Consider the following 26,598-nt stretch of genomic DNA (forward strand, 5'->3'; position numbering starts at 1 on the left):
ATATTGGCATAAAGCAGGTCCCGGCTTCAACAAAGTAACCTCCAGCTCCACTAACATCTAGTGGGACTGGAGGTTACGCTATTGTACTATTAAGGTCAGCGAAGACGACCCGCGATTATTGTGGGTTTCTTTTGGCAATGACCAGAACCTTGCCTGTATCAAGCTCTTTCTCGTAAAATGCCGCCTCCGCTGCGCTGAAGCCCAGTGAAGTAATCTTGAAGCGTAAAGCGTCGCCGCGCGAACGGAAAAGGTTGGCAATGGCACCGAACAGCCCTTCTTCACTCAGCCCCACTTCATTAGTATCTGCGGCGTCCACGATACGCCCTTCGCGGTCTTCATCGTGACTGATCACATAAAGATCCTCTCTGGTGTAGCCGCTGCTACGGAGCCGATTCACTTCTTCGATCGCCTGAACGCCGTTCTCCAGCAGCTTGGCATAAGCCTGTGTACCTGTTGAATCCATGAGATCACTCTCCTTCATAATGAATAAAGGCCCAGCCACCGGATGGATGACTGAGCATTCATTAACCCAAATCGCCGCGCTTGAAACAGCTTCAGAAGGAATAAGCGTCGAATAAATCCAGCCCGGCCCATTCGCCGCTCTCCGTATTGCGGTAGATCTTGAGCGCAGCCTCTCCTCTAATATAAACATCCCCATCCTCAGCTTCAAAATCAGGCGCTCCCAGCATATCCTGCACGTTCATGGCCTGCGGATCAAGCACCCGTCCATTGAGGCTCAGACCGTATTGTCCGGCCTGGGAAGGCGAAGCATGAACATACAGGACAACACCGCCGCATACCCCCGCCGAGCTATCGGCATACTGATATTCCAGGCAGCCCGCCCAAGGATCTTCAGTAATCTGCTGAGGAGTTCCCTTAGCCTGCCGCAGCTCCTCTTCCGTCATATATAAGCTAATACCGGACAAGGAGTCGAAGCTGCTTATGTAGAGATCGGCAACTGCGCTATGCTCGAAGGCGAATATTACCGGCAGCTGTGCAGCGGTACTAGGAGCGGGAGAAACAGTCTCATCCTGCGGCGGTGCAGAGATGAAGGGAGCAAGCAGACTAAGCAAGAGAATAACCATTTTCATAGGGTTCCCGCCTTTCATGAGCTGGTATTGCCCCGTCCTGAGCCCCGCCGTATTTCATTCCATTGTATTAATGGCGGAATTTCTGCCAGATTGCAGCGGCTGCATCCACGCCTTTGAGGGCTGAGGCTATCTTGCCCTTGGATTTGCTTGAACTCACTGCCTCATAGGATTGCACGGTTCTCTCCTCGGCCGGTGTTAACGGGGATTCTGCGATGGATACCGATTTTGCCTTATCCTTCAGTTCACGTGATTTACGGAATTTCTCAATTACTGTTACAGATACCTGCTTCACGGTCAATGTCAGCTCGTTCATGACATCGCCCAGATTCTTCACGGAATCCACGATCGGGTCAATCTTCTGAATTTTACCCTGCACATCCGCTGTGATGTCATTGGCATGCCGGACGGTTGTTTTGACTTCATAGGTAAGCTCATCAATCGTCTTCTGAACCTCCTGCAGAGTCTGACTGACCTTGTCGAGCGATTCCTTCGCTGACTTCAAGGTTTTGATTAAGAAAAATACGAGTACTGCGAATGCGATAGCAGCCAGTGCTACGCTAAGTTCAATGATCATTGTGGATAACCCCTTCCAAGTGTCTAAATTATCGGTTTGCACTGTCTGATACTGCATAGTTACCCTTACAGAATTGGGCCGAAACAAAGGCCAAGCCCCTGGAATCCTCTTCCTTTCCTTCCTGTTTCAAATGGATAAGCCCCGTTTAAACAATGATTACATCAACGCACAGAAAGGATGACATCTCATGCTAAGATGGTCAATAATTCTGCTGGTAGTGGCCCTGATTGCCGGTATCTTCGGATTCTTCAATATTGTGGCGGCGGCTGTCGGCATCGCCAAAGTATTGTTCTACATCTTCCTGATCCTCTTCGTGGTCTCACTCTTTATGGGGCGCAGGGGACGATCTATGTAGGCAAGCCCACGTTAGCTGACTGCCAGGCAGGCAGTGCTGCAGGCCCGGAGGCCTCCGTCAGGAGATCTCCGGGCCTCTTGCTGTTCACGCCAGTCTTATGTAGTGTTGAAATGGGCTTCATTCCCCTTCAAAAAGTATAGGCCTTTCCGCTCAGGTTGTCATCCGTGATTCAGTCCGTAATGAGGCGTTCCCCGCTAAGGCCGTACAAGAAAAATAAAATTTATTGATGCCGCTGGTTCATTCAATGCAATTTATGTTTACATCCTTATTAGCACAGCATGAACATAGAACATCTCACCATCATACCTAGGAGGAATCATCGATGAAAAAATTAGCCAGTTTAACAGTAGCAATGGGTCTTATGGCTTCCTTGGCAGCAACAGCTTCCGCAGCTGAGGTAGTAACAGGAACAACAGAAACTACCAAAACCACTTCTTCCGATGCAGTAACTACTGTAACCGGAGTGACTTACCTGAACCCGGCAGACCCGATAATTACACAAGCTGACATCAAGCCAGCAACACCTCAGATCATTCTGACCAAACTCACAGCATTCCATCTTTCTGCGGGAAGCACAACTGCTATTGGCTGGTTGGGTGCACAGACTGTTGATACTACTGGTGTGATCACAAAAGACGCTATGGGCAACGAATGGAGAGAAATCTACACTTGGCTGGGTAAAGCCTGGATCAAGGTTCCTGCCTCTGCATACGTAATCAATCCATAAGCGATTGGACATATAGGAGTCATAGCTGCTCCACTCATATGTTGCAGCTATGACTCAACGGATGTACCTAACAAGGCACGTGGACGCCAATCCAAACGGCCTTTTTTTGCGTCTAATGGATGCTAAATCCCCCACAAAAGCATATAAAAAGGGTTATCCCTTCAGTAGAAGATTCTACTGAAGGGATAACCCCGCCATACATCCGCTTGTAGTTCACCCGTCACAAACTTGTATTGCCTGTCGCTTCTTGCTGTCCTAGCTGTATATATTAGCGGATGACCGAGCCTCCGTACAGGAAACGGTTCATCCAAGAAGCGCTAAGATTATCCACTCTTACACCGCCGGAGCTTACTGAATAGGTATGCAGCAGCTTCCCGTCACCCAAATACATGGCGACATGCGTAATTCTTGCCGTAGATTTGTTGATTCCGGTATAAGCAGAGGGAGAAGTTCCTTTATAATCCATGAAGAACATCAGATCTCCCCGCTTCAAGCCGGATACATCCGTAACTGCACCACTGTTCTGCTTCACCCAGTCCCCTTGCTGCCGGGAATCGGCAGGCAGCTTCAAGTCCGCTGCATCCATGAAGATCTGGCGGATGAAATCCGAGCAGTCGAAGGTACGCGTATCATTACGGCTGGAACCGAATTCATACGGTGTTCCCAGATAACCCATCCCCGCTGCGATCACACGTTCAATCACAGCAGTCTGCCCGGCTGAAGGTACAGGTGCCGGAGCTGGTGTTGGAACCGGTGCCGGCACCGGTGTCTGAACAGGTACAGGTGTTGGAGCTGGAGTGGCTGGAGCAGGCGGCGATGAAGCACCCGCTGTAATATATTGATCGGATGAGCTTGTATAACCCACCGTCCCATTTGCCGTTCTTATTTTGTACCAATAGCTGTTAGTCTCTTCGAGAATGGTTACCTGATCATTCTTATAGAGATATCCAACCACTTGACCGCTGGTTGCAGGGGTCTCCCTTACACGGACCGTGGCCTGAATCACCGCTGTCCGGGACGCAGGTGCGGAAGCTGTAACTACCCGGATATAGGAATCCCCCGAGCTCATATACCCCACAATTCCCTCTGCCGTTCTTACTTTGTACCAGTAGCTGTTCGCAGCTTCCAGAATAACGACCCGGTCGCCTTTATTCAGATATTTCAGTACCGTGCTGCTGGTAGATGGATCTGTACGCAGCCGTACCGAAGCTTCAATAATGCCTGTCTGTCCAGCGGACGCCGCCAATGTTGTAATCGAAGAATCCGTTGCAGCGAAAGCCTGCCCGGGACTGAACACTCCCAAGGATAATGCCAGTGATGCGGAAACCCATAACGATGCTGTAATTTTCTTGCGTGATACGATCATAGCGTTCCCCCGCTTAGCGTATTAAGAAATACAACAACGGCGCGCGCTACGTTTGTTGCTTTCTGCCCTCATTATAGGCTGGCCCGGGATTTGGAACATGCTCCAAATTTCACAAAAAACCTTTCCATCTTATGGTAACATGCAGGTCTATAGTCGCGATTTCTCCTTGGATTTGGTGGAAATTACAGCTAACTAGGAGAAATCATGGAATGTTAGTCCTTGGGCTCCACGTGAACTTGCACATGCATGATGTTGTGCAGCTTGGTCATCCGTTCTTCAATAGAGTCGCTGATCTCATGCCCTTCCATCACCGTCATGCGGGCATTCACCTCTACGACAACATCCACCAGCACATGATTGCCGTGTACACGGGCCTTCAGATCCTTGATGCCCTCTACGCCCGGTGTACGGGCAATGGTGCTGCGCAGGTCCAGCAGCTTGTCTTCGTCAAATCCGTCAGTCAGCCGGTACGTCGAATCGCGGAAAATATCCCAGGCGGTCTTGATAATCAGCAAGCCGACTCCGATGGCAGCCGCGGAATCGATCCACGGCAGTCCGAACTGTGCCCCTACAATCCCTACAGCTGCACCTACGCTTACGATAGCATCCGAGAAATTATCCTTAGCAGCAGCCATCAGCGCATGATTATTGATCCGCTTCGCCAGACGCTTGTTATATATATATACCCCCATCATCGCTACGGCACACACCAGCGCCACTCCGGCCGACCAGAGCTGCGGTACAGCCTTGCTTCCCTCAAACAAAGAGCGTACCGCTTCCACTATCACCTGGATGCCTACCAGCGCCATAATGAAAGAAGCCATCAGCGCGGCAACCGTCTCGGCCCGGAAATGTCCGTAGGTATGATCGGAATCCGGCGGCTTCCGCGAGATGCGCAGCCCGATCAGCACCGCCAGCGAGGCTACAATATCGGTTAAGTTATTGAAGCCGTCTGCCAGGAGCGCACTGGAAGCGAACAAGTAGCCGCAGATCAGCTTGAAGGCAGACAGAACCAGATAAGCAGCAATGCTGACCATCGCACCCTTTTCACCCTTGCGTATATCCTCATAAATATCGGTCATTTCTGCCGCCCCTCCTATCCTTTGCCGCATAATTACAGGAAAACTTTCTTTGAGTTATTCTTGCCCTTGTAGCAGCATTTAAAAACAATTAGAATAAGGAATAAGGACTTGCTGCCTAAGGGGGTAACATAATGAGCGAGAACACTGAGAAACCAAAAATTAATTTGGCTGATGCCATCCGCCAGAAGCTGGAGCAGAAGAAACAGCATGCTTCAGGAAAACCGGGTTCAACCTTCCAGGCCGGCTCCGCGAAGCCGCTGAAAAGCCAGAATAACAAGAAGCCTAACAATCAGCGCCGCCGGACTGGCGGTTCCTAGACTTCCAGGTTGTTGCCTATGGTGAACATAAACGGCTGCGTAATCCCTCCGGGGACGACGCAGCCGTTTTCATATGAACTCATAACTGTTCATTCTGCCTATATCTAGTTCTTAAGCCTCTACAGGGTACATCCGGGCACGCATTTCCTTGATCTCCGGGTTCTCCAGATACTCGTCATAGCTCATCGTACGGTCAATGATTCCAGCCGGAGTAATCTCGATAATGCGGTTGGCAATCGTCTGGATGAACTGATGGTCATGGGAGGTGAACAGGATCGTGCCGTCAAAGTCGATCAGGCCGTTATTGAGCGCGGTGATCGATTCCAGGTCCAAGTGGTTGGTAGGCTCATCGAATACCAGCACGTTGGCTCCGTTCAGCATCATCTTGGCCAGCATACAGCGGACCTTCTCGCCCCCGGACAATACGCTTGCCTTCTTCAGCGCTTCTTCGCCGGCGAAGAGCATCCGGCCCAGGAAGCCGCGCAGGAAGGTCTCATCCTGATCCTTGGAGTATTGGCGCAGCCATTCGACCAGGTTCATGTTCACCCCGTCGAAGTAGCTGGAGTTATCCTTAGGGAAATACGCCTGGGTTGTGGTCACTCCCCAAGTGTACTCGCCCGCATCCGCTTCCTTCTCGCCCATAATTACATCGAACAGCAGCGATTTAGGCTGGGAATGCGGCCCTACAAAAGCGATCTTATCCCCTTTGTTGACTACAAAGCTGACTTCATCCAGCACCTTCTCGCCGTCCACCGACTTGGTAAGGCCGCTGATCGTAAGCAATTGCTTGCCGGCTTCACGCTCCGGCTTGAAGTTCAGGAACGGATATTTACGGTTGGACGGACGGATGTCATCCAGGGTAATCTTCTCGAGCTGCTTCTTACGGGAAGTCGCCTGCTTCGATTTCGAGGCGTTCGCCGAGAAGCGCTGAATGAAGGCTTGCAGCTCCTTCATCTTGTCTTCCTTCTTCTTGTTGGCATCGCGCTGCAGCGCCTGGGCCAATTGGCTGGACTCATACCAGAAGTCGTAGTTGCCGACATACATCTGGATTTTGCCGAAATCGATATCCGCAATATGCGTACAGACCTTGTTCAGGAAGTGACGGTCATGGGATACCACGATAACGGTGCCTTCGTAGTCCATAAGGAAATTCTCCAGCCAGCCAATCGATTCAAGATCCAAATGGTTGGTAGGCTCATCGAGCAGCAGGTTGTTCGGACGTCCGAACAGGGCCTGGGCCAGCAGGACCCGCACCTTCTCGTTGCCGCTGAGTTCGGCCATTTTCTTGTCATGCATCTCACGCATGATGCCAAGACCGATCAGCATGGCGGCTGCGTCAGGCTCGGCGTCCCAGCCGTTCAGCTCCGCGAATTCGCCTTCCAGCTCACCGGCACGAAGTCCGTCCGCTTCGGTGAAGTCGCTCTTGGCGTACAGGGCGTCCTTTTCCTTCATAATTTCATACAGGCGGGTATGACCCATGATTACGGTCTCCAGCACCTGGAACTCGTCATACTCGAAATGGTTCTGCTTCAGTACGGCCAGACGTTCACCGGGTGTGATGTGCACATCGCCGATGTTCGCTTCGATCTCTCCGGACAGAATCTTTAGGAAGGTCGATTTGCCGGCGCCGTTCGCGCCAATCAGACCGTAGCAGTTGCCGGGTGTGAATTTTATGTTTACATCCTCAAATAGTGCGCGTTTTCCGTAGCGGAGTGTTATACCGCTTGTGCTAATCATTAAGCATTACCATCCTTTTCACATAGGTTCCGGCTCATTATAGCATAAAATCAAGCAAAATGGCCCTTATTACGGCTCTTATTTAAGTAGAAGTGTTCAATACAAGCCTTCTCCGGGTTATTGCCCCGCCGGGCGTTCCTCGGGCTGGACGACCAGCGTCTCACCATAGCCCAAAGTACGGATACGCTCCTCACCAAGCCCCTGCGCCACCCTCGCCTGCTCCATCCGGTCCAGCGCTTCGCGGGCGGTATCATCGGCCAGCCTGAAGGTTCCGAAGTGCATCGGAATCATCAGCTCTGCCCCTACATCCAGGAAGGCCTGCACGGCCTCCTCGGGATTCACATGCTGGGAGTTCATGAACCATTCAGGCTCATAAGCGCCAATCGGCATCAGCGCAACATGCAGCTTGAAGCGTCTGCCGATCTCCTTGAAGCCCGGGAAGAAGCCGCTGTCTCCGGCAAAATAGAGATTCGGCGGAAGCAGCTTATGCTGCGCCTTGCCCTCCTCCCCCTCCGGGTGCTTCTGCGGGTCTGCCGGCTGAAGCACATAACCGCCCCAGTGCGAGGAATTCGTATCGAACGGCGTTCTCCGCGTCCAGTGCTGGGTCGGGACAAACGTCAGCTTGACAGCGCCAAGCGTAATCTCCTGCCACCACTGCATTTCCCGGCAGTTCGGGAAGCCTTTGCGGAGCATTTTGCGCTTAAGTCCGGCAGGCACGACAATGGTTGTTCCTGCCCGGTACAGCTTGCGGATGGACGCAATATGCAGGTGATCATAGTGGGAATGGGAGATCAGGATCAGATCGATGGGCGGAATATCCGCGAGCGGAATGCCCGGCTGCCCGATCCGCTTCTCGAAGCCCAGCCGCCGCGCCCAGATCGGATCGGTGATGATATTAAGCCCTTCGTATTGCAGAAAAAAAGTCGAGTGCCCGATCCACGTGATCGTCGTCTCCAGCCGGTTCCCGGCCAGATAGTCGAGCCGCGGCGGATGATTCGGCACCTTATAGGTGTAATCCTTCTTCTTCCGGCGGCGTTCCTCGCGCCATTGGCGGAATTCCTTAAGCGTTTTATCGGTGCTTACATTGTCGATATTGTTATAACGTATTCTGGCCATAGCAAGAACCACTCCTTATAACAGATTTGCCATTTCTGTTGCCGGGCGGCAAACCACATATCTTAACTATAGGGTTCCGCAGAATCATTTGCAAAATTGCAGGGCCCTGCAAAACCTGCAAACCCCATAGAAACTACAGGACACTCATTACAAATTGTACCCAAATGGCTGAGCGGGAAACGTCCGGGCTTCTTTTGTCAGGCAGGATGGTAAATGATGCGGATTTAGCGGGCGGTAAGGGAGAGATAAGGGAGCAAGTAGTGACTTTGGCAGCTGCTTCGACTGATGGATTCGATAAAATCCTGCACGAATTGCAACCCCCCCCTCCCAATCTTGGCCTCATATCCAGGATTGTTGCATAAATGTCAGCAATTCTCCTCCACCATGAGGCTAAGCGGGACAATTCCTGCATTTCATGCAACATTCCCCTAACACCCCGGTTATTTAAGAAGTCAAAATTGCAAAATGTGCAACATTTCCGTTTGCGTTGCTGTATCAACTAATTCAACTATTTAAAATTTTAGCGGGTTCAGGCCTCCGCCCTTTGTATTCACCTGCTCAAATGAGGTAAAATGCGGGTAAAGCAAACGGTGCTTACTACTTCAAACGAGGAGCTGACGTATGAAGATTACATTTATTGAACCGACACCGAGTCCAAATACGATGAAGCTTCACCTGGACGAAAGTCTTGAACCCGGCATCCGCCGGACGTATACCCCGGAGACCCGGCGCTCCGCCCCTTCCTGGGCGCAGGAGATGCTGGAGATTCCGGGCGTGACCAGTATTTATCATGCCGCTGACTTCGCCGCGCTGGAGCGCAAAGGCAGCGCGGACTGGGCTGCAATTCTGCGCGAGGTCCAGAACCGCTTCGGAGCGGACGGCCTCAGCGCGGAATACAGTCTCGGCGATGAGAATGACGGCGCCCACTTCGGGGAGTCCCAGGTGTTCGTGCAGATGTTCCGCGGCATCCCGATCCAGATCCGCGTCAAGACCGGCGCGAAGGAGGAGCGCATCGCCCTCTCCAGCCGCTTCACCCAGGCGGTGACCGATGTGGCCAGCGCCGTGATGATCAAGGAGCGCAGGCTCAGCGATTACGGCGTACGCTACGGCGAGCCGCCGGAGATTGCCCGCGAGGTCGAGCAGGAGCTGGAGGCGGCGTATCCGCAGGAACGCCTCGACTCCCTCGTGCAGCAGGCCATCGCGCACGGGGCTGCCGGCGAGTTCGTCGAGCAGCGGCATAAGAAAGAGCAGGCCGAGCTGCTGCGAGACCTGCAAGCTGAGGATTGGCGCGTGCGCTACGCCGCGCTGGAGGATCTGGCGCCGGGCGAGCAGCTCCTGCCGGAGCTGCGGGCGGCGCTGCACGACCCCAAGCTGCAGATTCGCAGACTTGCGGTCGTGTACCTGGGCGACATCCGCACGCCAGGTGCGATGGAGCTGCTCTATGAGGCGATGCAGGATCGCGCCCCGGCCGTGCGGCGCACAGCCGGGGACACGCTCTCAGACATCGGCGACCCGGCGGCGACGCCGGTGATGACGGCGTCGCTCAGTGATGCCAGCAAGCTGGTGCGCTGGCGGGCGGCACGCTTCCTGTATGAAGTCGGTACAGCCGAGGCCCAGGACGCGCTGAGCGTTGCTGCCGAAGACCCCGAATTCGAGGTGGGGCTGCAGGCCAAGATGGCGCTGGAGCGGATTCTGTCCGGCGAGGAAGCGGCGGGAACTGTCTGGCAACAGATGTCAGAGCGCCGGCGGAGCTGACGCCAGCCTGCCGTATTTTGTCATTGCCTGAGAAGCCGGTATGCATTATACTGATTCCTGTTGTTCATATCGTTCAAAGATAGCCTCATCATACCTAGGATGAGGTAGAGGTCGCGGATAAGAAGAGTAAGCGCGTGGAGATGCCTAAGAGCCATCGGTGATACGCGCCCAAAGGAATATCCGCCGAAATCGCAGCTGCTGCTCTTAGTCCGCAGCTGCGATTGGGGCCGTTTGCCGAAAGGCGCGGAACTGTCACTGTGTATTGCCGCCTGCCAGGAGACTGCGGGAGCTGCACTGTGTTGCGCTATCTTAACAGGGAGTATGATGCGGAGCCTATAATCAGGAAACCGCAGCGTCCGTCTGCGGTTTTTTTGCGTGCAGCATGCCGGGAAGAAAACACTGGCACATGCAGGCAGCGGCACTCCCCCTGTGAACAGAACCATCAATCTAAAGGGAGTGTCTTATTCATGCAAGCACAGCAGCCTAAACGGCCGGCAGTACAGGCGGGCAACGCCAATACGCCGGGCCTGCGCAAATCCTTCAAAGCAAGACATCTGACCATGATCGCCCTCGGCGGCTCGATCGGAACCGGATTGTTCCTCGCCAGCGGCGGGGCCATCGCCTCCTCCGGTCCGGGCGGAGCACTGCTCGCCTACACGGCCGTCGGTATTATGGTCTATTTTCTGATGACCAGCCTTGGGGAGCTGGCCACCTATCTGCCCGATTCCGGTTCCTTCAGCACCTACGGTACAAGGTTCGTCAGCCCCGCCTTCGGCTTCGCTATCGGCTGGAACTTCTGGTACAACTGGGCGGTGACCATTGCAGCCGAACTGTCAGCAGCCACCGTTATCATTAAGTACTGGTTCCCGGACAGCCCTTCGTTCCTGTGGAGTCTGCTCTTCCTGGCGCTCATGTTCGGCCTGAACTTCCTGTCTGCACGGGGGTACGGCGAGTCGGAATACTGGTTCGCCATTATCAAGATTATTACGGTGGTCGTCTTCCTGACGGTCGGCGTCCTGATGATCTTCGGGATTCTGGGCGGCAAGGCCGTGGGCTTCAGCAACTTTCAACTCGGAGGCAGCTCGTTCCATGGCGGCTTCTTCGCCTTCGTCGGGGTCTTCATGGCCGCCGGGTTCTCCTTCCAGGGAACAGAGCTGGTCGGTGTCGCCGCCGGAGAGAGCGAGAATCCGCGCCGCAACGTGCCGATCGCAATCCGCCAGGTATTCTGGCGGATCCTGATCTTCTATATTTTCGCGATTGCCGTCATCGGCCTGCTGATTCCTTATACGAATCCCGACCTGCTCCGCGGCGGTATTGATGATATTGGCGTCAGCCCGTTCACCATCGTCTTCAACAAAGCAGGGCTGGCGATTGCCGCCTCAGTCATGAATGCCGTGATCCTCAGCTCCGTGCTGTCTGCCGGGAATTCCGGAATGTACGCCTCCACCCGTGTCCTGTACGCCATGGCCAAGGATGGAATGGCACCGCGCGCGCTCGGCAAGCTGAACCGCAGAGGAGTTCCTGTAGGCGCACTGCTCGTGACAACCGCTGTCGGCATGCTCGCCTTCCTCGCCTCCTTCTTCGGGGACGGCGCGGTGTACAATTGGCTGCTTAACGCTTCCGGGATGTGCGGCTTCATCAACTGGCTCGGAATTGCCGTCTGCCATTACCGTTTCCGCCGGGCCTTCGTGAGGCAGGGCCATTCGCTGGAGGAGCTGCCTTACCGGGCAAGATGGTTCCCGTTCGGTCCGCTGTTTGCCTTCGCTCTGTGTATGGTCGCCGTATTCGGCCAGAACATGGGCGCCTTCACCGGTGCGAAGATCGACTGGTACGGCATTCTGGTCTCCTATGTCAGCGTGCCGCTGTTCCTGCTGATCTGGCTGGGCTATGGCTGGTTCCGCAAGAGCAGCCTTATCCCGCTGGAGAAGTGTGATCTGAGCACGCACGCAGACTGATTCATTGCAGCAGAAGTGGAAACGGTATTGCCGTCCTTCTAAAGGACGGTACCGTTTCAGCAAAAGACCGGTTTTGATCCCGCAGCAACGGGCCAAAACCGGTCTTTTGAGTATCGGTAGCTTAAGTTAGCTTCTATTCCTGAGGAACCCCTGCTACTGCTGTTTATGCCCAGGTTGTAATCGTCTCGACTGGCAGACGGTAGGATGGATACCCCTCTTTGGCGGCTTTGCCGATCGAGATCAGCATGACCGGCTGGAACCGTTCTTTGTCCAGGCCAAAAGCTTCTGCAATATGCTCCTTGTCATACCCGGCCATCGGATTGGTATCGTATCCGTGCGCACGGGCTACAAGCATCAGTTGCATGGAGATAAGCCCCGAGTCAATCAGATTCATATCCCGCAATTCGGATGCGGAGATTTTGGCATAATAAGGTTTGACCTGCTGCAGCTGCATGTCCATTACCTCGCGTGGCATGTACCCAAGCTCCACAGCTTTACCGAAAATTTCGTCCATATATTCAACGTGGTTCGTATCATAAAATACCGCAATCACAGCCGAGGAGGTGAGCGCCTGGGTCTGGTTGAAGGTGGCCAGCGGTGCAAGCTTCGCTTTTCCTTCAGTGCTGTCAATGACCAGGAAGCGCCATGGCTGCAGGTTAACGGCAGAGGGGGCGCGCGAAGCTTCCGCCAGAATCTCTGCCAGTTCCTCTCTGCTGATTTTCACCTCAGGATCATAGACCTTCACGGAACGGCGCTCCAGGACAATTTCATTGAAATCATTGGTTTTATGGTATTTCCCCATCATTGTGCTCATGTGCATTTCTCTCCCTTTATATATGTGTAATGGTGCTGTAGAACGTTGAACATATTCACCACTAGGAGAATTGTAAACTATAAAGTATACTTCATAGCAAGAACAATAAATGGGGGATTGCCATGAAAACCAATGAAGTCGCCAAAAGAGCTGACCTTCCGATATCAACCCTGCGCTACTATGAGAAAATAGGCCTTATTACGGAGGAGTACATTCTCAGAGAAGAGAATAATTACCGGAATTATGCCCCGGACATTATTCCTTACCTTGAAGTCATAAAGAATAGCTTAGCTGTTGGATTCTCAATCCAGGATATTAAATCGATGATCTCCAAGCAGAGAATATCGAAAGATGAACAAAAAAGGATCATCACCGACAAAATTACGGAAATTGAAGCGGCGCAAAAAAACCTGGAGGCTTCCAAGCAGTCTCTTTACAAGCTTCTCGAAATGAATATTACCTGTGAGAACGGGTACGGAAAATACTAAAACCCGGAGCTGTGCTCTAGGGAGTCGTATAAAGACATGGGTGCCGGGGGACGCTAACCTGTAATTCCAGCTCAAGGAGGCCTTTATGAAAAAAATATGGACAGTAGCCTTGTTGACGTTAGTCCTGGTCCTGAGCAGCCCGTTAAGCCGGAGCTCCGCTGCACCTGACTATGCCCGGTGGGGCACCATCGCCGTGAAGGAGACGCAGCAGAAATACAACGCCGAGATCATCGATTACAAGCACATCGGCCGGACCCAGATCAAGCCGAAGCTTGCAGAAGAGAAGTTCAAGCTGCTGGTCCGCAGCAAGGCGGGCCGGGAATTCGGCGTAGTCGTGATGGTCCGCTTCAATCCTTCAACAAACAAGCTTCAGACCATCCAATTCCTGGAGACCAAAGCCTGAAGTGCACCCTGGCTGGTTCGCAGGGGTAGCTGACACTATTTTATTTCCAGGTCACATATACCTTAAGATCTCCTGTATTCTCGAACGGCGAACTGTTGAAGGCCAGGTTATTCAGTCCCAGCCCGTATAGCACCTGCAGATCCTGCCTCAGCAGTTTGTCGCTTCCGCGATAGCGGAAGAGCAGCGACTGCTGTCCGGCCTCTGCCGCCTGCTTAGCAAGCACCTTAAGCTGTTCCGCCGACGAAACCACCTGATTCTCCTCGTACAGCCAGTAGTTCAGGTCCTTCTGTAACGTCTTGTATGCCTCCACCCCTTGCCCCCCTTGATTGACCAGCTTAGTTAAGGTCTGGGCATAACTGGTGGAGGCCGCCGGATAGGACTTCGTCCAAGTGTGGTCAAGCCGCATCTGGGCATCCGTCCTCATATAATAGAGCGTGCTGATTCCGCCCTCCGGACTCGGGTCCGGGTCATCCCAGGTGGTGTCGAGATGATACCATGCCCCGTTCAAGAGCACCAGATTCCAGGCATGCGACTGGGTCACACCGTCTGCCGCCCTGGCCGTCCCTTCTACAATTCTGTTCGGAATCCCCGCCCCCAGCAGCAGCTTATAGGTCAGCAGGGTATAGCCCTGGCAGACCGCACTCCCGGTCTGAAGTCCCTCATAAGCGGTGTATTTGCGGTGCGAGTGATCATATTCCAGATTCAGCACGACCCAGTCGTGGATCGCTTTTACCTTCTGGTGATTGTTCATCCCCGGTGTTATGATCTGCTGCAGAATAGCCTTCACCTGCTTGTTCACATAGGCCGTCTGCTGCAGCGTCTCCCGGTATTCCACCTGAACCGTCACATGAACAGCCCGCGTGCTTCCGCGGTATGAGAAGGCATAGCTGTCAATAATATAATACAGGTACGGGTCGCTCCCCATTGCCTGATTGATCGCTGTCTGGATCTCACTCTTCAGCTTGGCGGTCTTGCCCTGATAAGTGAAGGTAATTGTCTCTCTGCGGTTACTCATCGCTCCGGCCAGCTTCTGCGTCATCCCTTGCGTGGTCTGCACCACCGCCGAATCCGATGCAGCATACGCATGCTCGTATCCCCAGTACGTCGCAGGCGGTAAAGCAGCAAACACAAGCATAAGTCCAACCGCCGTCTTCATCAGCGATCCCTGTCTTTTCCCCATATGATCCGCGCGCCTCCTGCAATCTATATCATCGGCCACAGCCGTATACTCTATAGTAAATGCCGATCATGCCATGTTTACAACCCCAACTGAAGAAAGGGAATTCATACCTTGTCCGTCACGCCCATGACGACCTCTTTCACCAACCCTACGGTAAACGCCCGCACTACTTCCATTGTAAGCGAAGATAACAAAAAACAGGTCAATCTGGTTGTATCTGACCATAATCAACCTGATTTATGTAACGGACTGTTATTTGGGTTATATGTGTTATTGTTTGAATGAACTTTAATCAACCTTCAAACCTAAGATGTATTCTACTCTTGACTTAGTAGCAAAATTTGTTTCCCTAATTTTATATTCATCTTTACTATTAATTAGCCTTTTACAAATTTGAATGTCTTGAAACAGCTTTTCAATGTCATTTTTATCTATGTTTTCTTCAAACTCAGTGTTTTTGAGGTAAACATCCAATTGGTTATATATAAAATCAGCAATTTCTTTATATTTCAAACTCTCAATGGCTATAGAAATAAAATATAATGTTTTAGTAAATGAACTATCGTTTACTCTTCTCCATTCTTCTTCTAAAATTTTCGCTGAAGCCTGTGCTACATTTAAACCCTCTTCATCTATATATTCCTCAAAGCCGAATACTACTGAATCTTTAATCCTTTCATAGCCCATAATGTTCATACTATCACTCCTCATCTCATACTTTTAGAATTAACATTTAACTGAATATTCGGGAACTTACGTCTAAATTCCATAATTAAGTTTGAGCAACTTTGACATGCATCTAATTCAGTAAATAAATCTATTTGACCTTTAACATTAGGGTCTTTTATTTGAGAAGCAATATCCTCAAGAATCTTTGCCTCCGTGTCATTAAATCGTGGAAATTGATCATCGACATAGCTTTCCAATGATTTATCTACTTTGGCATAACTTAAATCTCCAACATTACTTCCCACGCCATCAGAGGAATGAATTTGACTATGTGCTTGAAACTCTTTCTTAATACCCGGAATGTTTACATCTGCTACAGCGACATTTCCAAAAGTTAGATTATCTAGTTTCCTATCAAGTTTTTTTCTTTGTGTATTTGAAAGGTTCATGTATTCGTCAGAATTTCTTATTTTTTCAATTTCTTTATTAATATCATTTCTGATATTTTGCGTTCTCTCATAAAGACTGTCAATTAATTCATTAGATATCTTATCTTTACTTGTCCCCTCAACCCTACCACCCCCACCATCCACCGCATCCATATACTTCTGCTGCACCGGTGTCTTCGGCAAGGCCGGTGTATCGGGGATCTCTCCTATCTTAAACACAAACCCTTCCGGCGTCAGCACTACCGGACCCAGATCCGGGAGCTTTTGCCTGATCCCTTGCAGGGCATCCTTCGCCGCTTGGCTGACGACCTCTTCAACCTCACCCAGGACTTTACCCACTTTACCGGCTTTCGTGACCTGGAGTCCAGGAACCAGGATGGAAGCGACCGCACCCAGCATCTTCGCCTTCTCTTCCGGGGTGCCCTCATCAAATTGATGATACGCCATCTTCGCCGCTTCCACCAGCACTTCAGGATGGTCAATCAGATATTTCGCCTGATTCTTCATGTCTGTGGTGGTCTTGACCGGGTCCACAACTAATTTGAAAGCAAAGGTTGCCGTGCCCGCTACACCCATGACGACCTCTTTCACCAAGCCTTCGGTAAAAGCCAGCACCACCGTATCCGCCTGACGAACCCGACTCTCCCATTTCGTCAGCCCGTAAGTATCCTCCAGCCACCCCAGATAACTGGTGTACATCGGGGTGAGAGATTCATTTGGCACATAGACTTTCGCCTGATAAAAGTCCCAGGTGGTCTCATTTTCCTTGTTATCTGCGGTAATTGGCGTGCCGTCCGGCAGCGTGAGAGGTGGCCCGTTCAACCGCCGCTCCGCTTCGATCTGCTCTTGAACCTGCTTAAGAACCGCAGCAAGCTCGACCTCCTGCCGCTTCGTTGCAAGCTGACTACAAGCATACGCTCCGGCGGCGGTCTTCTCCATGGCCAGCCGCAAAAGCAGTAAATATTCTTCGTTATGTAATAAGGGAACCTTCTCCGCCGTAATTGACGGATCATACTCACAGGCGGTAACCGCTGGTTGCTTATAATGGGCGCTTAGATCCTTGCCGGGTTCATAGTAGATCTTGGCTACGTCTAGAGAAGCCAGCTTCTGCCGGGCCTCTTCGGCCTTTGCATGAACAGCCTCCATCTGCGCCTGATTGCCGAACGCCTGATACACCTTGAAGGCCATCTGGGCCTTGGCGATCTGATTCCGCGCTGCGAAGATATCGTTCAGCTTACTTTGCGCAGCGATACTCTCTACGGTCAGCAGGCCGGAGGTCTGAATGACATTCCTGAGCTGCTGCACCACCGGGTCCCTGCTAAGCTCATCTTTTCTGGGTAGAGCAGCAATCGAAGTGATGAGGTTCGTCGCACTTCGCTGCACAATTTCGGGGATGGAGAACCGTCCGGCGGCTGGTTGCAGCCCCAAACTTCCGAAGGCCGCGAGCAAAAGATTAAATTGCCCCGTCAGCTTGTCCGCCTCCCGCTTATTCTCTTCCTGCAATTCCGAGACGCCTCTCAGGGCGACCCGGATGATATCTTCTAACTTTTCCGCTTCTACGGTTAATTCATTGATCAGAACCTGGGCCTTGACCAGATGATCGCCCATGGGAATGCCGCCCCAGCCGCTGGACTGGCCCTTCAATTGAAGGTACAGCCTGTTGGTGTCCTGGCTCACCTGGCCGATCTTCGTCTGCAGGCGCCGGACTTCATCTTCGTTAAATACTAGCTTCGTTGACGCCATAGCCACCCTCCCCGCCGGACACTAGTAGAGCATCAGATTTAATTCTGTGCATAGGCTTAAATCCCGGAAGCTCCGAAAAACGGAACTACACCGGCTGGACGAGTGTGCTCCTAACGGACCTGAGGGACTCTATTCCCAGGAAAACGTCACTTTTTGCGGTTTAACGGACGGAGTGGACCTTATCGTCTCTCTACGAGAGGTTTAAGAGTAGAATTCCAAGAATAAGCGCTCTGGGGTCCGTTATGTTGCCCAAGTGGTGACTTTCATCCGGAATAAGCGCGCCTCAGTCCGTTACGCCGGGCCAAATGCCCTAATGAACAACTCCCATCTTGATCTGGGAATGGCATCTGAAGGGGGGAGCTCCACTCCTGTACTCCTTCAGGCATTATAGAGCCCCATCCACTTGTTTAAATCTGACTTTGTACTAGAACTCTGGCTTCCACTTCATCTATAAATATCACTCAGTTATACAGGTTACCTCCTTTTATTATCGGGTTTATTTCCCACTAGATTTATAGTTTTCCATTTTTCCTTCAATTCCCCTAATCATCACGGCCCCACCGAGTAAACCCCGCCAGCCGTAACCTCAATCGCACCGTTCAGCGGCTGGACACTCCCATCTCCAAGCTTCAGCTTCAGCTCTTGCGAATAGCCGAGGCGCAGTGTTCCATCGAACCGGGCTGTAATCCGCGCGGATACCAGAACCCCAGCCTGCCATTCGATGTCCACCTCATACCCTCCGCGCGCCTTTAGGCCGCTGATACGGCCGTTCTTCCAGACTCCCGGAAGTGCCGGAAGCAGCGTAAGCTCCCCCAAATGGCTCTGCAGCAGCATCTCTGCAATGCCGGCGGCCGCGCCGAAATTACCGTCAATCTGAAACGGCGGATGCGCATCGAACAGGTTGGGATAAACGGAGCGGGTTAGCAGCGTTCGTACATAACCGTAAGCTGCATCGCCGTCTGCGAGCCGGGCGTAGAGGTTAATCAGCCAAGCACAGCTCCAGCCCGTATGCCCTCCACCGGAGGCAACCCGCTGCTCCAGCGTTAAACGGCTAGCCTCCAGCAGCTCCGGCGTGTCCCGCCGGTTAATCCGGTTGCCCGGATACAGGCTGTACAGGTGGGAGACATGGCGGTGCCCCGGCTCGGCTTCAGCGAAGTCATAGAGCCATTCCTGCACCCGTCCATCCTTGCTAATCTTCAGCGGAGACAGCCGGGCGAGCGTCTGCTCCAGCTCCTCCTGAAGCTCAGCGTCCACGCCGAGAATGCGCGCAGCCTCCAGGCAGTGCTGCATCAACTCAGCGATCAGGCTCATATCCATGGCTGAACCCATAGATATACTGCAAGCTCTGCCATCCTCCGTGATGAACCGGTTCTCCGGCGAAGTAGACGGACTGGTAACCAGCCGGCCCTCCGGTCCTTCCACCAGCCAATCCAGGCAGAATAGAGCGGCTCCCTTCATTAGCGGATAAGCGGTCTCACCCAAAACCTTCATATCAGGGTTGAATTCATAATGCTCCCACAGGTGGCGGCATAGCCACACCCCGCCCATTGGCCAGAAGGCCCAGCTGGCATCTCCGCCGGACGGTGTGGAAGTCCTCCACAGATCCACATTATGATGGGCTACCCAGCCGCGCGCCCCGTAATGAATAGCTGCGGTTCTGGCACCGTTCTCACTAAGCTCCTTAATCAGCTCAAAGAGCGGCTCATGGCATTCGCTGAGATTGCAGACCTCCGCCAGCCAGTAGTTCATCTGTGTATTGATATTGGTCGTGTAATTGCTGTTCCATGGCGGCTGAACATGTGGGTTCCAGATCCCCTGCAGATTCGCTGCCTGGGTTCCGGCCCGTGAGCTGCCCATCAGCAGATAGCGGCCATATTGGAACAGCAGCGCTTCGAGCGCCGGATCTTCCGCTCCGTCCTGATATGCGGCCAGACGTTCATCAGTGGGCCGCTCATCTGCCTCGTGACCGCCGAGATCCAGATCCATCCGGCGGAAGATCGCCTGGTGATCCTCAGTATGCCTTCTCCGCAGCTCCTCATAAGTCTTACCAGCCGCAGCACTTAATCTGCCGGCGCATAGCTCCGCCGGGCTTACCACTGCTTCCAAATGTTGAGCAGCCGAAGCAGTCCTATGGCTTGCTCTGGAGCGCACCTCCTCATAGTCCGTTCCGGCAGCCAGCAGCAGCAGCACACGGTCCGCGCCACTGATTACCAGCTTGCCTGCGGAATACCGGATACTTCCCCCGGTTACCTGTACATGCAGGTGCAGCTCGAATGCTACTCCAAGCCCCGCTTCATATAGCACCGCGAGCGGATGATCCTGGTGGTAATTATCGGCAATATGCGAGGGGCAGCGGCCCTGCATCACAAGCCCGTTCCCCTCCCCCGGACTGACGCTATGCTGTAATTGGCTGTCCAATTCCAGCTCTACCTGAATTCCCCCCGGTTGACCGCTTGTCAGATGCACGACACCGACCTGGTCTGGTGTGCTGATGAACACCTCACGGGTGAAGTTGCCCTGCTCCGTCTGATAGGTCACTCTGGCAACTCCGTTATCCAGATCAAGCTCTCGTTCATAGGCTGTGCAATGCTTTGCGCCCGGCTGCGTAAGAATCAGGTCCCCGAGCGGCATGTAGGCCTGGGCGTTGACCCCCAGCATATGGGCATTCACCATATCCTCAGCCTCTCCATACTGACCTGCAAAGATTAACTCCCAGGTTCTCTTCAGGTACCTAAGTGCTTCATAGTTATTGGTATCCCGGGGAAACCCCGACCATAAAGTATCCTCATTCAGCCGGATCAGCTCTCTACCCGTTCCGCCGAATACCATCGCCCCCATATGCCCGTTCCCAAGCGGCAGCGCCTCTTCCCAGACGGCTGCGGGCTGGCGGTATCTAAGCTTCCATGTGGAGTTCCTTTGTTCAGTTTCCATATTCTACTCACCCTTCGTACTAAGTTCTGAATATAGCAAAAGGCCCTGACCTAAGTCGGGCCCTTCTGCCTTCTGCTGTACATTTGATCATGCTACATCTTATTAGGATTTACAGATTTTTGCCTGTCCACAGGGATACTCTCTTCTTCACAAGCTCAGTGAATTCTTTTTCCATATCCTGAGCGCCGGCTTTATCCAGTTCAGCCAGGAAGGCGTCATAGACTTTATCGAAGTCAGCCGGTTTGGACAGAATCGCTTCCGGGATACGTTTACGTACGATATCCTGGGTCTTTTTGAAGATGACCTGATATTTACCGTCTGTCGGAACCGGCAGGTTGTACAGGGCGCCTGTTTCTTTTACAGGGAATTCATCCTCTTTCGGGAACAGGTCCTTCCAGGTAGTCGCCTTATATCCGGCAAGGGATTCCTTCTCAGCTTCTGAGTACGAAGCAACAATCTGCTCAGGGAAGCTTGTGGTGTAGTAGTTGTCTGTTGAATCCTTCACCCCGTCGCCATACCGTGCACCGAAGATCAGGTACTGGCCGATCCCGGTTGTTTTTTGAGTGTTCGCGGTATCATTGGCTAAGCCGTCACGGATCTCAGGCAGAACCTCGCGCTTGCCATTCGCATCCACAGTATAGTGCTTGTCTTTAATCCCCCAGGTTCTCAGGATCTGGCCTTCATCGGAGGACATCCAGTCCAGCCATTTGATGATCCGCTCAGGATCTTTGGCAGCCGTAGTGATTGCAATCCCGTAGCCGTCGATACCGGTCTGCATGAAGGAATGATCCTTATACTCTTCGGTCAGGGTTACAGGGAAGTGTCCATAGGTGTACTCATCTTTGCCGGCAGCTTTCAGGGCATTCTCACCGTCGGAGTATTCCCATTCCTGGGAGATCAGACCGAGCACACGGCCGCTGGCCACTTTCGCTTTGTATTGGTCATCCTTTTGTACGAAGGTATCCTTGTCGAGCAGGCCTTGATTGTACATACCGTTCAGCCAGCGGAAATATTCCTTTTCTTCGGCGCGTTTGTAGTGGAGCTTCGCTTCGAAGGTCTCAGGGTCCACATAATATTCACCATCATCCGGTGCGCCGGTTGTAGTGAAGGCCGGGTTCGTCACGGTGATCATAATCTTCCAGTCATCGGCGTTCAGCGTCAGCGGAATGGTAGGCTGTCCATCGGTTTCCGGATGCAGAGCGACATAATCCTTAAGCACCTTTTCAAAATCAGCTACAGTCCGCACTTTCGGATAGCCAAGCTCTTTGAGTACACGATGCTGGATTTCAAATCCGCCTGTGGCATCGAAGGATTTCTGGCCGACACCCATATTCGTAGGAATCTGATAGATACTCTGGTCGTCCAGGCTGTACTTCAGACGGTTCATATTCTCGCCGTAGACTTTCTTGAGGTTGGGGCCATATTTGTCAATCAGGTCTGTCATATCAAGGATTAGACCGGCATCCACCAGGGTACTTAGACTTCCTTTAGCGAAAATAATATCAGGAACGTCGCCGCTCGCCGCCATCATCGCAATCTTCTGGTCGCCGCCGCCGCTGCCTACATCGAATTCAGCTTCAAGGGTGACGCCTGTCTTTTCCGTAATAGCTTTACCGACATCATCCTGCATCTTGTTCCAGTTAGGGCTGGCATCCGCTCCGAAGAAGGTGAAGGTAGCCGGTGAGGTATCTAGAGCCGTATCATCTGCTGCTGCAGTAGCATCAGGTGTAGTTCCTGAGTTGTTAGGCGTCGTATTGTTGGCTGCATTATTGCCGTTCGCTCCACAACCGGCGATCAGCATCGAGCTCATCAGCAGGAGTGTGAAGATCGTCTTGGTACTCTTGCGGTTCATTGTGTATCCCCCTTGTATCTTAATATGTTGCCTTTATGCATATCAGGTGAGACCTGAATATACCATTGTGAACGCTTGCAAAACTACCACAAATATAAATTTCCATAAATTAACACTTGGCTTAAGCGGGTTGGCTGCCAGGTTCTGCACTGAACCCGGCAGCTTCTCCTGCCCTGAGGAATGAAGGCTTAAGCCTTGACTGCACCCAGCGTCATACCTCCGACAAAATACTTTTGCAGGAACGGATATACCACGAGAATCGGCACGGTTACGACAATCGTAATCGCCATCTTGATCGACTCCGGTGAAATCTGCGCCATCTGTCTGGCCATATCATTCGCATTTGCCATGCCGCTGCCCTGATTGGTCGAAGACAGGACCTTCATCAGCTCGAACTGCAGCGTAGTCAGATGCGGCTTGTTGCCGTTGTAGAGATAAGTGGTGAACCACTCATTCCATTGCCCCACGGCCAGGAACAAGGCGATGGTAGCCAGCACCGGCTTACAGAGCGGAAGAATGATTTTGTAGAAAATCATAAAGTCATTCGCGCCGTCCAGCTTGGCGGATTCCTGCAGAGCAAACGGCAGCCCGTCCATGAAGGAGCGGATAATGAAGACGTTGAACGCGGATACCATACCCGGCAGGATGTAGATCCAGAACGTTCCGATCAGATTCAGGTCCTTCATGAGAATGTACATCGGCACCATACCGCCGGAGAAGTACATGGTCAGGGCCAGGAATACCGAGACGAATCTTCTGGCTCTGAACTCCGGACGGCTGAGCGTAAAGGCCAGCATGGAAGCACTGATCAGCCCCAGAAGAGTACCGGAAAGGGTACGCAGAATCGATATTTTGAAGCCTTGAATCAGGCCCGTATAGCTGAAGATCCGCTGGTAATTCTCCAGAGTCCAGACCCGCGGGAAGATATAGATGCCGCCCCGGACTGTATCTGTAGATTCATTGAAGGAAATCGCCAGCACGTTCAGAAAGGGATATAACGTCACAATCATAATCAGAATTAGAGCGATGTAGAGAAAAATATCGAAAATACGTTCACCTTTTGACATTTGAAAAGCTTTGCTGCTCATGGATGATCCCCTCCTTACATAATGCTTTCTTTGGCAAATTTCTTCATCAGACCGTTGGCGGTAAACAGCAGGATGACACTCACTACAGAGGTAAACATGCTTATCGCCGTGCCGTAGGAGAACCGTCCAATCTGTATCCCGTATTTAAGCGCATACAAATCCAGCACTTCCGAATAATCGGTAACCATATTGTTCTGCAGCTGGAATTGCTTCTCGAAGCCGATGCCGACCAGATGGCCGATATTCATAATCAGCAGCACCATCACCGTTGTGCGGATACCCGGCAGCGTAATATTGAACATCTGCTTAACCCGTCCTGCACCGTCCACTTTGGCCGCTTCATACAGCTCTTTATCAATGCCTGTAATCGCTGCCAGATAGATGATCGCGTTCCAGCCCGTTTCCTTCCAGATGTCAGCAGCCGTTAAGACTCCCCAGAAGTATTTCCCTTTGGCCATGAACTGAATCGGCTCATCAATCACATTCATCCAGAGCAGCAGATCATTCACGATCCCCCCGTCAATTGCAAGCGTCTTGTAGACAATCCCGCCTACAACGACCCAGGATACAAAGTGGGGCAGGTAAGATATCGTCTGGACCGATCTCTTGAAGACGTTGCCGCGCAGCTCATTGAGCATCACGGCGAACAGGATAGGAACCACGAAGCCGAAGATCAGTCCCAGCATGCTCATCGCCAGTGTATTTCTTAATACGAGGTAGAAGCGTTCATCCTGGAACAGCTCCCTGAAGTTGTCCAGTCCGACCCATTTCTGCTCGCTGAACGACCTGACTGGCTTATAATTCTGGAAGGCCATTAGCCATCCCCATATGGGCACATAGCTGAATATAAATACCCAGATTACGAATGGAAGGGACATCAGGTATAAGTACTTTTGCTGGAGTACGCTTTTCCAAAATCCACTATTCCGTTTCGCAGGTGGGCGGGGGGTTACGCTTTCATTTGCTGTAACACCGCTTTCAGTGAGCGCTTTCACGATCATTATTCCCCCTTCGCTTTGATAGCTTTATCTTATCCCAGCGCCGGGGGCGAGAATACCCAACAGATTTCACGTAAAAACCTATAGAAATTAGACATTCTCCCCGCCTGTATCCCCTTAAGCCTTCAAATCACTGCCCTTAGGGATTGAAAATGTAATCCGGGTCCCCTCTCCCTCCCGGCTGGAGATGTTCAGCCCATGCTCTGCTCCGTAATACAGGGTCAGTCTCTGCTGCACATTGCGCAGCCCGATCCGGCCCTGCTCTTCTTCCTCCGCCTTGGTGATGACCTCCATAATCTCGGACAGCCGTCCTTCCTTCATGCCGATCCCGTCATCCATTACAATCACCTGAATCTCCTGATTCTCCCTGAGGGTAATGGCGATGCTGACATGCACCGTGCCTTCCTTGTTCTCCAGACCGTGAACGACAGAATTCTCCACCAGCGGCTGGATAATCAGCGGCGGGATCATCACCTCAGCGGCGGCGGGATCGAAGGTAATCTCATACTCCAGCCTGTCCTCGTACCGGAACTTCTGAATCTCCAGATAGGAGCGGATCATCTCAATCTCTTCCTTGATCGGCGCTCTCTCCCGGCCTACTTCCAGATTCTTGCGCATCAGCTTGCCCAGTAGCCTGACTATATTGGCGATCTCCTTCTCTCCCCGCAGATGGGCGTTCATCCGGATCGACTCCAGTGCGTTGAACAGAAAATGCGGATGAATCTGGCTGGCCATCATCTTCAGCTTAATCTCCCGCTGCGCAATCTCCAGCGTGCTGTTCTTCTCATTGCTCTCTATCACCTGGGTAATCAGCTGGTTGATGCTGGCTACCATGTAGTTGAACTGGCGCGACAGCTGGCCGATCTCATCTGTTCCGTCAATGTGGGAGACGACGTTCAGGTTCCCGAGGGCCACTTGATTGAGCTGGCGGCTCAGCCGCAGCAGCCGGTTGCTCGTCAGCAACGAGATAGTATAGACCAGTACAAGCGCAACCAGCAGCACCCCGATTACGATAAACAGACCCAGCTGACTCACCTTGTTGGCATCGCTCAGAATGCTTTTGGTCTCAAATACGGAAATGATCTTCAGCTTGCTGACACTCAGCTCAGGGATCATCTCATCAATCATGACGTAGGAATCCTTATCCTTCACCTGGGTCATGAACACACCTTTGGATTGCGACTGCACATTTATCCCTATGTCAAAAGTATCCACCGTGCTGCCTACCAGCTGCGGGTTTTTGGCGGACACAATATAGCCCTGCTCATCGACAATGATGGTCTCGAACGGCTCCTGGTGCAGCATCTGGTTCAGCTCATCCTGATTCACCTGCACCATCAGCACTCCCGACTTGCTGTATTCAGGGTAGGGCACCTGGCGGACCAGGCTCAGCTTGTTGATGGTCCCTTTGGGGCTGTTGATATAAGGGTCCTTGTCGTGGATATACATCCAGTAGATCTGATTGTTCTGCATAGCTTGTGTATACCAGTTTCTCGTACGGATCTCCGGCGTTACCGGCGCGATGGACATATCATCCACCAGTGTGGGATTATCGATGAAAAAGCGGATATTGGAGATTTCCCGGTACCGCAGCACATATTCCTTGAGGTCGGTATAATTCAGATAAGCCTTGGTCAGCTCCAGGATACTCGGATAATGCGTATTGACCAGCCGCTCCAGATCCTCATCGAAATAGAGCAGATTCGAAATATCTGTAGGGACACGCAGCTTGCTGTACAACTGGCTTTTGATCTTTTCCACGTTGTTGGTGGCCTGATCTATCGCTCTGTTCAAGGCCCCTTCCCGAAAATAATTCGTCAGAATTACCCCTGCAATCAGCACGGGAATCATCACCACTATGATATAAAAGAAGATCAGCTTGTATTTCAGCTTCATGTTATTGACCAT

23 protein-coding genes and 1 riboswitch are annotated in these 26,598 nt (G+C 52.2%); of the genes, 7 read left to right on the forward strand and 16 right to left on the reverse strand.

The features are described 5' to 3' along the window. Positions 1–115 precede the first annotated feature (115 nt). The 3 genes from MKX51_RS26695 to MKX51_RS26705 form a co-directional block, all read right to left on the reverse strand. Positions 116–463, reverse strand: coding sequence for a general stress protein (locus tag MKX51_RS26695; RefSeq protein ID WP_076080447.1), 348 nt, complete (start codon positions 461–463; stop codon positions 116–118). Between the two features lie 91 nt (positions 464–554). Then, positions 555–1,091 (reverse strand): hypothetical protein, encoded by a 537-nt coding sequence (locus MKX51_RS26700; protein WP_340994485.1) that lies wholly within the window; start codon positions 1,089–1,091, stop codon positions 555–557. 67 nt (positions 1,092–1,158) lie between these two features. After that, complete coding sequence (locus MKX51_RS26705; RefSeq protein WP_340994486.1) at positions 1,159–1,665, reverse strand: DUF948 domain-containing protein; 507 nt, start codon at positions 1,663–1,665, stop codon at positions 1,159–1,161. Between the two features lie 187 nt (positions 1,666–1,852). On the opposite strand from MKX51_RS26705, the gene MKX51_RS26710 reads away from it, so the two are divergent. Together MKX51_RS26710 and MKX51_RS26715 are read left to right on the forward strand one after the other, a co-directional pair. Then, positions 1,853–2,020: a DUF1328 domain-containing protein gene (locus tag MKX51_RS26710; RefSeq protein ID WP_036694965.1), complete on the forward strand. Its 168-nt coding sequence runs from the start codon at positions 1,853–1,855 to the stop codon at positions 2,018–2,020. A gap of 322 nt (positions 2,021–2,342) precedes the next feature. Continuing rightward, the gene (locus MKX51_RS26715; RefSeq protein ID WP_076080441.1) at positions 2,343–2,747 is read left to right on the forward strand and encodes a hypothetical protein; all 405 of its coding nucleotides are present in this window, start codon (positions 2,343–2,345) and stop codon (positions 2,745–2,747) included. Between the two features lie 268 nt (positions 2,748–3,015). Here the strand turns inward: MKX51_RS26715 and MKX51_RS26720 are convergent, their stop codons facing one another. Both MKX51_RS26720 and MKX51_RS26725 read right to left on the reverse strand, forming a co-directional pair. Next, positions 3,016–4,113, reverse strand: a complete 1,098-nt coding sequence (locus MKX51_RS26720) for a C40 family peptidase (protein ID WP_340994487.1) — start codon at positions 4,111–4,113, stop codon at positions 3,016–3,018. Positions 4,114–4,325: 212 nt separating this feature from the next. Beyond that, positions 4,326–5,195 (reverse strand): cation diffusion facilitator family transporter, encoded by an 870-nt coding sequence (locus MKX51_RS26725; protein ID WP_339251314.1) that lies wholly within the window; start codon positions 5,193–5,195, stop codon positions 4,326–4,328. Between the two features lie 131 nt (positions 5,196–5,326). On the opposite strand from MKX51_RS26725, the gene MKX51_RS26730 reads away from it, so the two are divergent. Beyond that, a complete protein-coding gene (locus MKX51_RS26730) occupies positions 5,327–5,512 on the forward strand; it encodes a hypothetical protein (RefSeq protein ID WP_340937983.1) in 186 nt (61 codons plus the stop codon). Positions 5,513–5,623: 111 nt separating this feature from the next. Here the strand turns inward: MKX51_RS26730 and MKX51_RS26735 are convergent, their stop codons facing one another. Then, a complete protein-coding gene (locus MKX51_RS26735; protein ID WP_340994488.1) occupies positions 5,624–7,249 on the reverse strand; it encodes an ABC-F family ATP-binding cassette domain-containing protein in 1,626 nt (541 codons plus the stop codon). 117 nt (positions 7,250–7,366) lie between these two features. Then, the gene (locus MKX51_RS26740) at positions 7,367–8,365 is read right to left on the reverse strand and encodes an MBL fold metallo-hydrolase (RefSeq protein WP_339251317.1); all 999 of its coding nucleotides are present in this window, start codon (positions 8,363–8,365) and stop codon (positions 7,367–7,369) included. A 621-nt stretch (positions 8,366–8,986) separates the two neighbouring features. Between MKX51_RS26740 and MKX51_RS26745 the strand changes: the two genes are divergently transcribed. Next, complete coding sequence (locus MKX51_RS26745) at positions 8,987–10,120, forward strand: virulence factor (protein WP_340994489.1); 1,134 nt, start codon at positions 8,987–8,989, stop codon at positions 10,118–10,120. 97 nt (positions 10,121–10,217) lie between these two features. After that, positions 10,218–10,435, forward strand: a riboswitch (Lysine riboswitch). Positions 10,436–10,587: 152 nt separating this feature from the next. Continuing rightward, positions 10,588–12,075 (forward strand): amino acid permease, encoded by a 1,488-nt coding sequence (locus MKX51_RS26750; protein WP_340994491.1) that lies wholly within the window; start codon positions 10,588–10,590, stop codon positions 12,073–12,075. 163 nt (positions 12,076–12,238) lie between these two features. Here the strand turns inward: MKX51_RS26750 and MKX51_RS26755 are convergent, their stop codons facing one another. Then, positions 12,239–12,889, reverse strand: coding sequence for a nitroreductase family protein (locus MKX51_RS26755; protein WP_340994492.1), 651 nt, complete (start codon positions 12,887–12,889; stop codon positions 12,239–12,241). Between the two features lie 122 nt (positions 12,890–13,011). Here MKX51_RS26755 and MKX51_RS26760 point away from each other — a divergent pair, with 122 nt between their 5' ends. Both MKX51_RS26760 and MKX51_RS26765 read left to right on the forward strand, forming a co-directional pair. Further along, positions 13,012–13,377: a MerR family transcriptional regulator gene (locus MKX51_RS26760; protein ID WP_340994493.1), complete on the forward strand. Its 366-nt coding sequence runs from the start codon at positions 13,012–13,014 to the stop codon at positions 13,375–13,377. Positions 13,378–13,462: 85 nt separating this feature from the next. Continuing rightward, positions 13,463–13,780 (forward strand): DUF3889 domain-containing protein, encoded by a 318-nt coding sequence (locus MKX51_RS26765; protein ID WP_340994494.1) that lies wholly within the window; start codon positions 13,463–13,465, stop codon positions 13,778–13,780. A 40-nt stretch (positions 13,781–13,820) separates the two neighbouring features. Here MKX51_RS26765 and MKX51_RS26770 read toward each other — a convergent pair whose 3' ends face one another. The 8 genes from MKX51_RS26770 to MKX51_RS26805 form a co-directional block, all read right to left on the reverse strand. Then, a complete protein-coding gene (locus MKX51_RS26770) occupies positions 13,821–14,960 on the reverse strand; it encodes a transglutaminase domain-containing protein (RefSeq protein WP_340994495.1) in 1,140 nt (379 codons plus the stop codon). Between the two features lie 288 nt (positions 14,961–15,248). Next, entirely contained in the window at positions 15,249–15,656 is a 408-nt protein-coding gene (locus MKX51_RS26775; protein ID WP_340994496.1) for a hypothetical protein, read from the reverse strand. A gap of 11 nt (positions 15,657–15,667) precedes the next feature. Continuing rightward, complete coding sequence (locus MKX51_RS26780; protein WP_340994497.1) at positions 15,668–17,821, reverse strand: deaminase domain-containing protein; 2,154 nt, start codon at positions 17,819–17,821, stop codon at positions 15,668–15,670. Positions 17,822–18,370: 549 nt separating this feature from the next. Further along, positions 18,371–20,752 carry a glycoside hydrolase family 95 protein gene (locus tag MKX51_RS26785; protein ID WP_340994498.1) on the reverse strand — a complete coding sequence of 794 codons (2,382 nt, stop codon included), beginning with the start codon at positions 20,750–20,752 and terminating at the stop codon, positions 18,371–18,373. A 109-nt stretch (positions 20,753–20,861) separates the two neighbouring features. Further along, entirely contained in the window at positions 20,862–22,604 is a 1,743-nt protein-coding gene (locus MKX51_RS26790) for an ABC transporter substrate-binding protein (RefSeq protein ID WP_340994499.1), read from the reverse strand. 188 nt (positions 22,605–22,792) lie between these two features. Beyond that, positions 22,793–23,692 carry a carbohydrate ABC transporter permease gene (locus MKX51_RS26795; RefSeq protein ID WP_340937964.1) on the reverse strand — a complete coding sequence of 300 codons (900 nt, stop codon included), beginning with the start codon at positions 23,690–23,692 and terminating at the stop codon, positions 22,793–22,795. A gap of 14 nt (positions 23,693–23,706) precedes the next feature. Then, positions 23,707–24,693, reverse strand: a complete 987-nt coding sequence (locus MKX51_RS26800; RefSeq protein ID WP_081751337.1) for an ABC transporter permease — start codon at positions 24,691–24,693, stop codon at positions 23,707–23,709. A gap of 114 nt (positions 24,694–24,807) precedes the next feature. Then, positions 24,808–26,598 carry a cache domain-containing sensor histidine kinase gene (locus tag MKX51_RS26805; protein WP_340994500.1) on the reverse strand — a complete coding sequence of 597 codons (1,791 nt, stop codon included), beginning with the start codon at positions 26,596–26,598 and terminating at the stop codon, positions 24,808–24,810.

The organism is Paenibacillus sp. FSL M7-0420 (assembly GCF_038002345.1).
Taxonomy (GTDB): Bacteria; Bacillota; Bacilli; order Paenibacillales; family Paenibacillaceae; genus Paenibacillus_AQ.

What these genes read in the sequence shown, in the direction of transcription:
- MKX51_RS26770 (WP_340994495.1), bottom strand. Translation starts at nt 14,960, where the DNA reads ATGGGGAAAAGACAGGGATCGCTGATGAAGACGGCGGTTGGACTTATG.
- MKX51_RS26755 (WP_340994492.1), bottom strand. Translation starts at nt 12,889, where the DNA reads ATGAGCACAATGATGGGGAAATACCATAAAACCAATGATTTCAATGAA.
- MKX51_RS26695 (WP_076080447.1), bottom strand. Translation starts at nt 463, where the DNA reads ATGGATTCAACAGGTACACAGGCTTATGCCAAGCTGCTGGAGAACGGC.
- MKX51_RS26710 (WP_036694965.1), top strand. Translation starts at nt 1,853, where the DNA reads ATGCTAAGATGGTCAATAATTCTGCTGGTAGTGGCCCTGATTGCCGGT.
- MKX51_RS26745 (WP_340994489.1), top strand. Translation starts at nt 8,987, where the DNA reads ATGAAGATTACATTTATTGAACCGACACCGAGTCCAAATACGATGAAG.
- MKX51_RS26795 (WP_340937964.1), bottom strand. Translation starts at nt 23,692, where the DNA reads ATGAGCAGCAAAGCTTTTCAAATGTCAAAAGGTGAACGTATTTTCGAT.
- MKX51_RS26715 (WP_076080441.1), top strand. Translation starts at nt 2,343, where the DNA reads ATGAAAAAATTAGCCAGTTTAACAGTAGCAATGGGTCTTATGGCTTCC.
- MKX51_RS26705 (WP_340994486.1), bottom strand. Translation starts at nt 1,665, where the DNA reads ATGATCATTGAACTTAGCGTAGCACTGGCTGCTATCGCATTCGCAGTA.
- MKX51_RS26805 (WP_340994500.1), bottom strand. Translation starts at nt 26,598, where the DNA reads ATGGTCAATAACATGAAGCTGAAATACAAGCTGATCTTCTTTTATATC.
- MKX51_RS26720 (WP_340994487.1), bottom strand. Translation starts at nt 4,113, where the DNA reads ATGATCGTATCACGCAAGAAAATTACAGCATCGTTATGGGTTTCCGCA.
- MKX51_RS26765 (WP_340994494.1), top strand. Translation starts at nt 13,463, where the DNA reads ATGAAAAAAATATGGACAGTAGCCTTGTTGACGTTAGTCCTGGTCCTG.
- MKX51_RS26780 (WP_340994497.1), bottom strand. Translation starts at nt 17,821, where the DNA reads ATGGCGTCAACGAAGCTAGTATTTAACGAAGATGAAGTCCGGCGCCTG.
- MKX51_RS26735 (WP_340994488.1), bottom strand. Translation starts at nt 7,249, where the DNA reads ATGATTAGCACAAGCGGTATAACACTCCGCTACGGAAAACGCGCACTA.
- MKX51_RS26760 (WP_340994493.1), top strand. Translation starts at nt 13,012, where the DNA reads ATGAAAACCAATGAAGTCGCCAAAAGAGCTGACCTTCCGATATCAACC.
- MKX51_RS26800 (WP_081751337.1), bottom strand. Translation starts at nt 24,693, where the DNA reads ATGATCGTGAAAGCGCTCACTGAAAGCGGTGTTACAGCAAATGAAAGC.
- MKX51_RS26785 (WP_340994498.1), bottom strand. Translation starts at nt 20,752, where the DNA reads ATGGAAACTGAACAAAGGAACTCCACATGGAAGCTTAGATACCGCCAG.
- MKX51_RS26725 (WP_339251314.1), bottom strand. Translation starts at nt 5,195, where the DNA reads ATGACCGATATTTATGAGGATATACGCAAGGGTGAAAAGGGTGCGATG.
- MKX51_RS26775 (WP_340994496.1), bottom strand. Translation starts at nt 15,656, where the DNA reads ATGAACATTATGGGCTATGAAAGGATTAAAGATTCAGTAGTATTCGGC.
- MKX51_RS26750 (WP_340994491.1), top strand. Translation starts at nt 10,588, where the DNA reads ATGCAAGCACAGCAGCCTAAACGGCCGGCAGTACAGGCGGGCAACGCC.
- MKX51_RS26700 (WP_340994485.1), bottom strand. Translation starts at nt 1,091, where the DNA reads ATGAAAATGGTTATTCTCTTGCTTAGTCTGCTTGCTCCCTTCATCTCT.
- MKX51_RS26730 (WP_340937983.1), top strand. Translation starts at nt 5,327, where the DNA reads ATGAGCGAGAACACTGAGAAACCAAAAATTAATTTGGCTGATGCCATC.
- MKX51_RS26740 (WP_339251317.1), bottom strand. Translation starts at nt 8,365, where the DNA reads ATGGCCAGAATACGTTATAACAATATCGACAATGTAAGCACCGATAAA.
- MKX51_RS26790 (WP_340994499.1), bottom strand. Translation starts at nt 22,604, where the DNA reads ATGAACCGCAAGAGTACCAAGACGATCTTCACACTCCTGCTGATGAGC.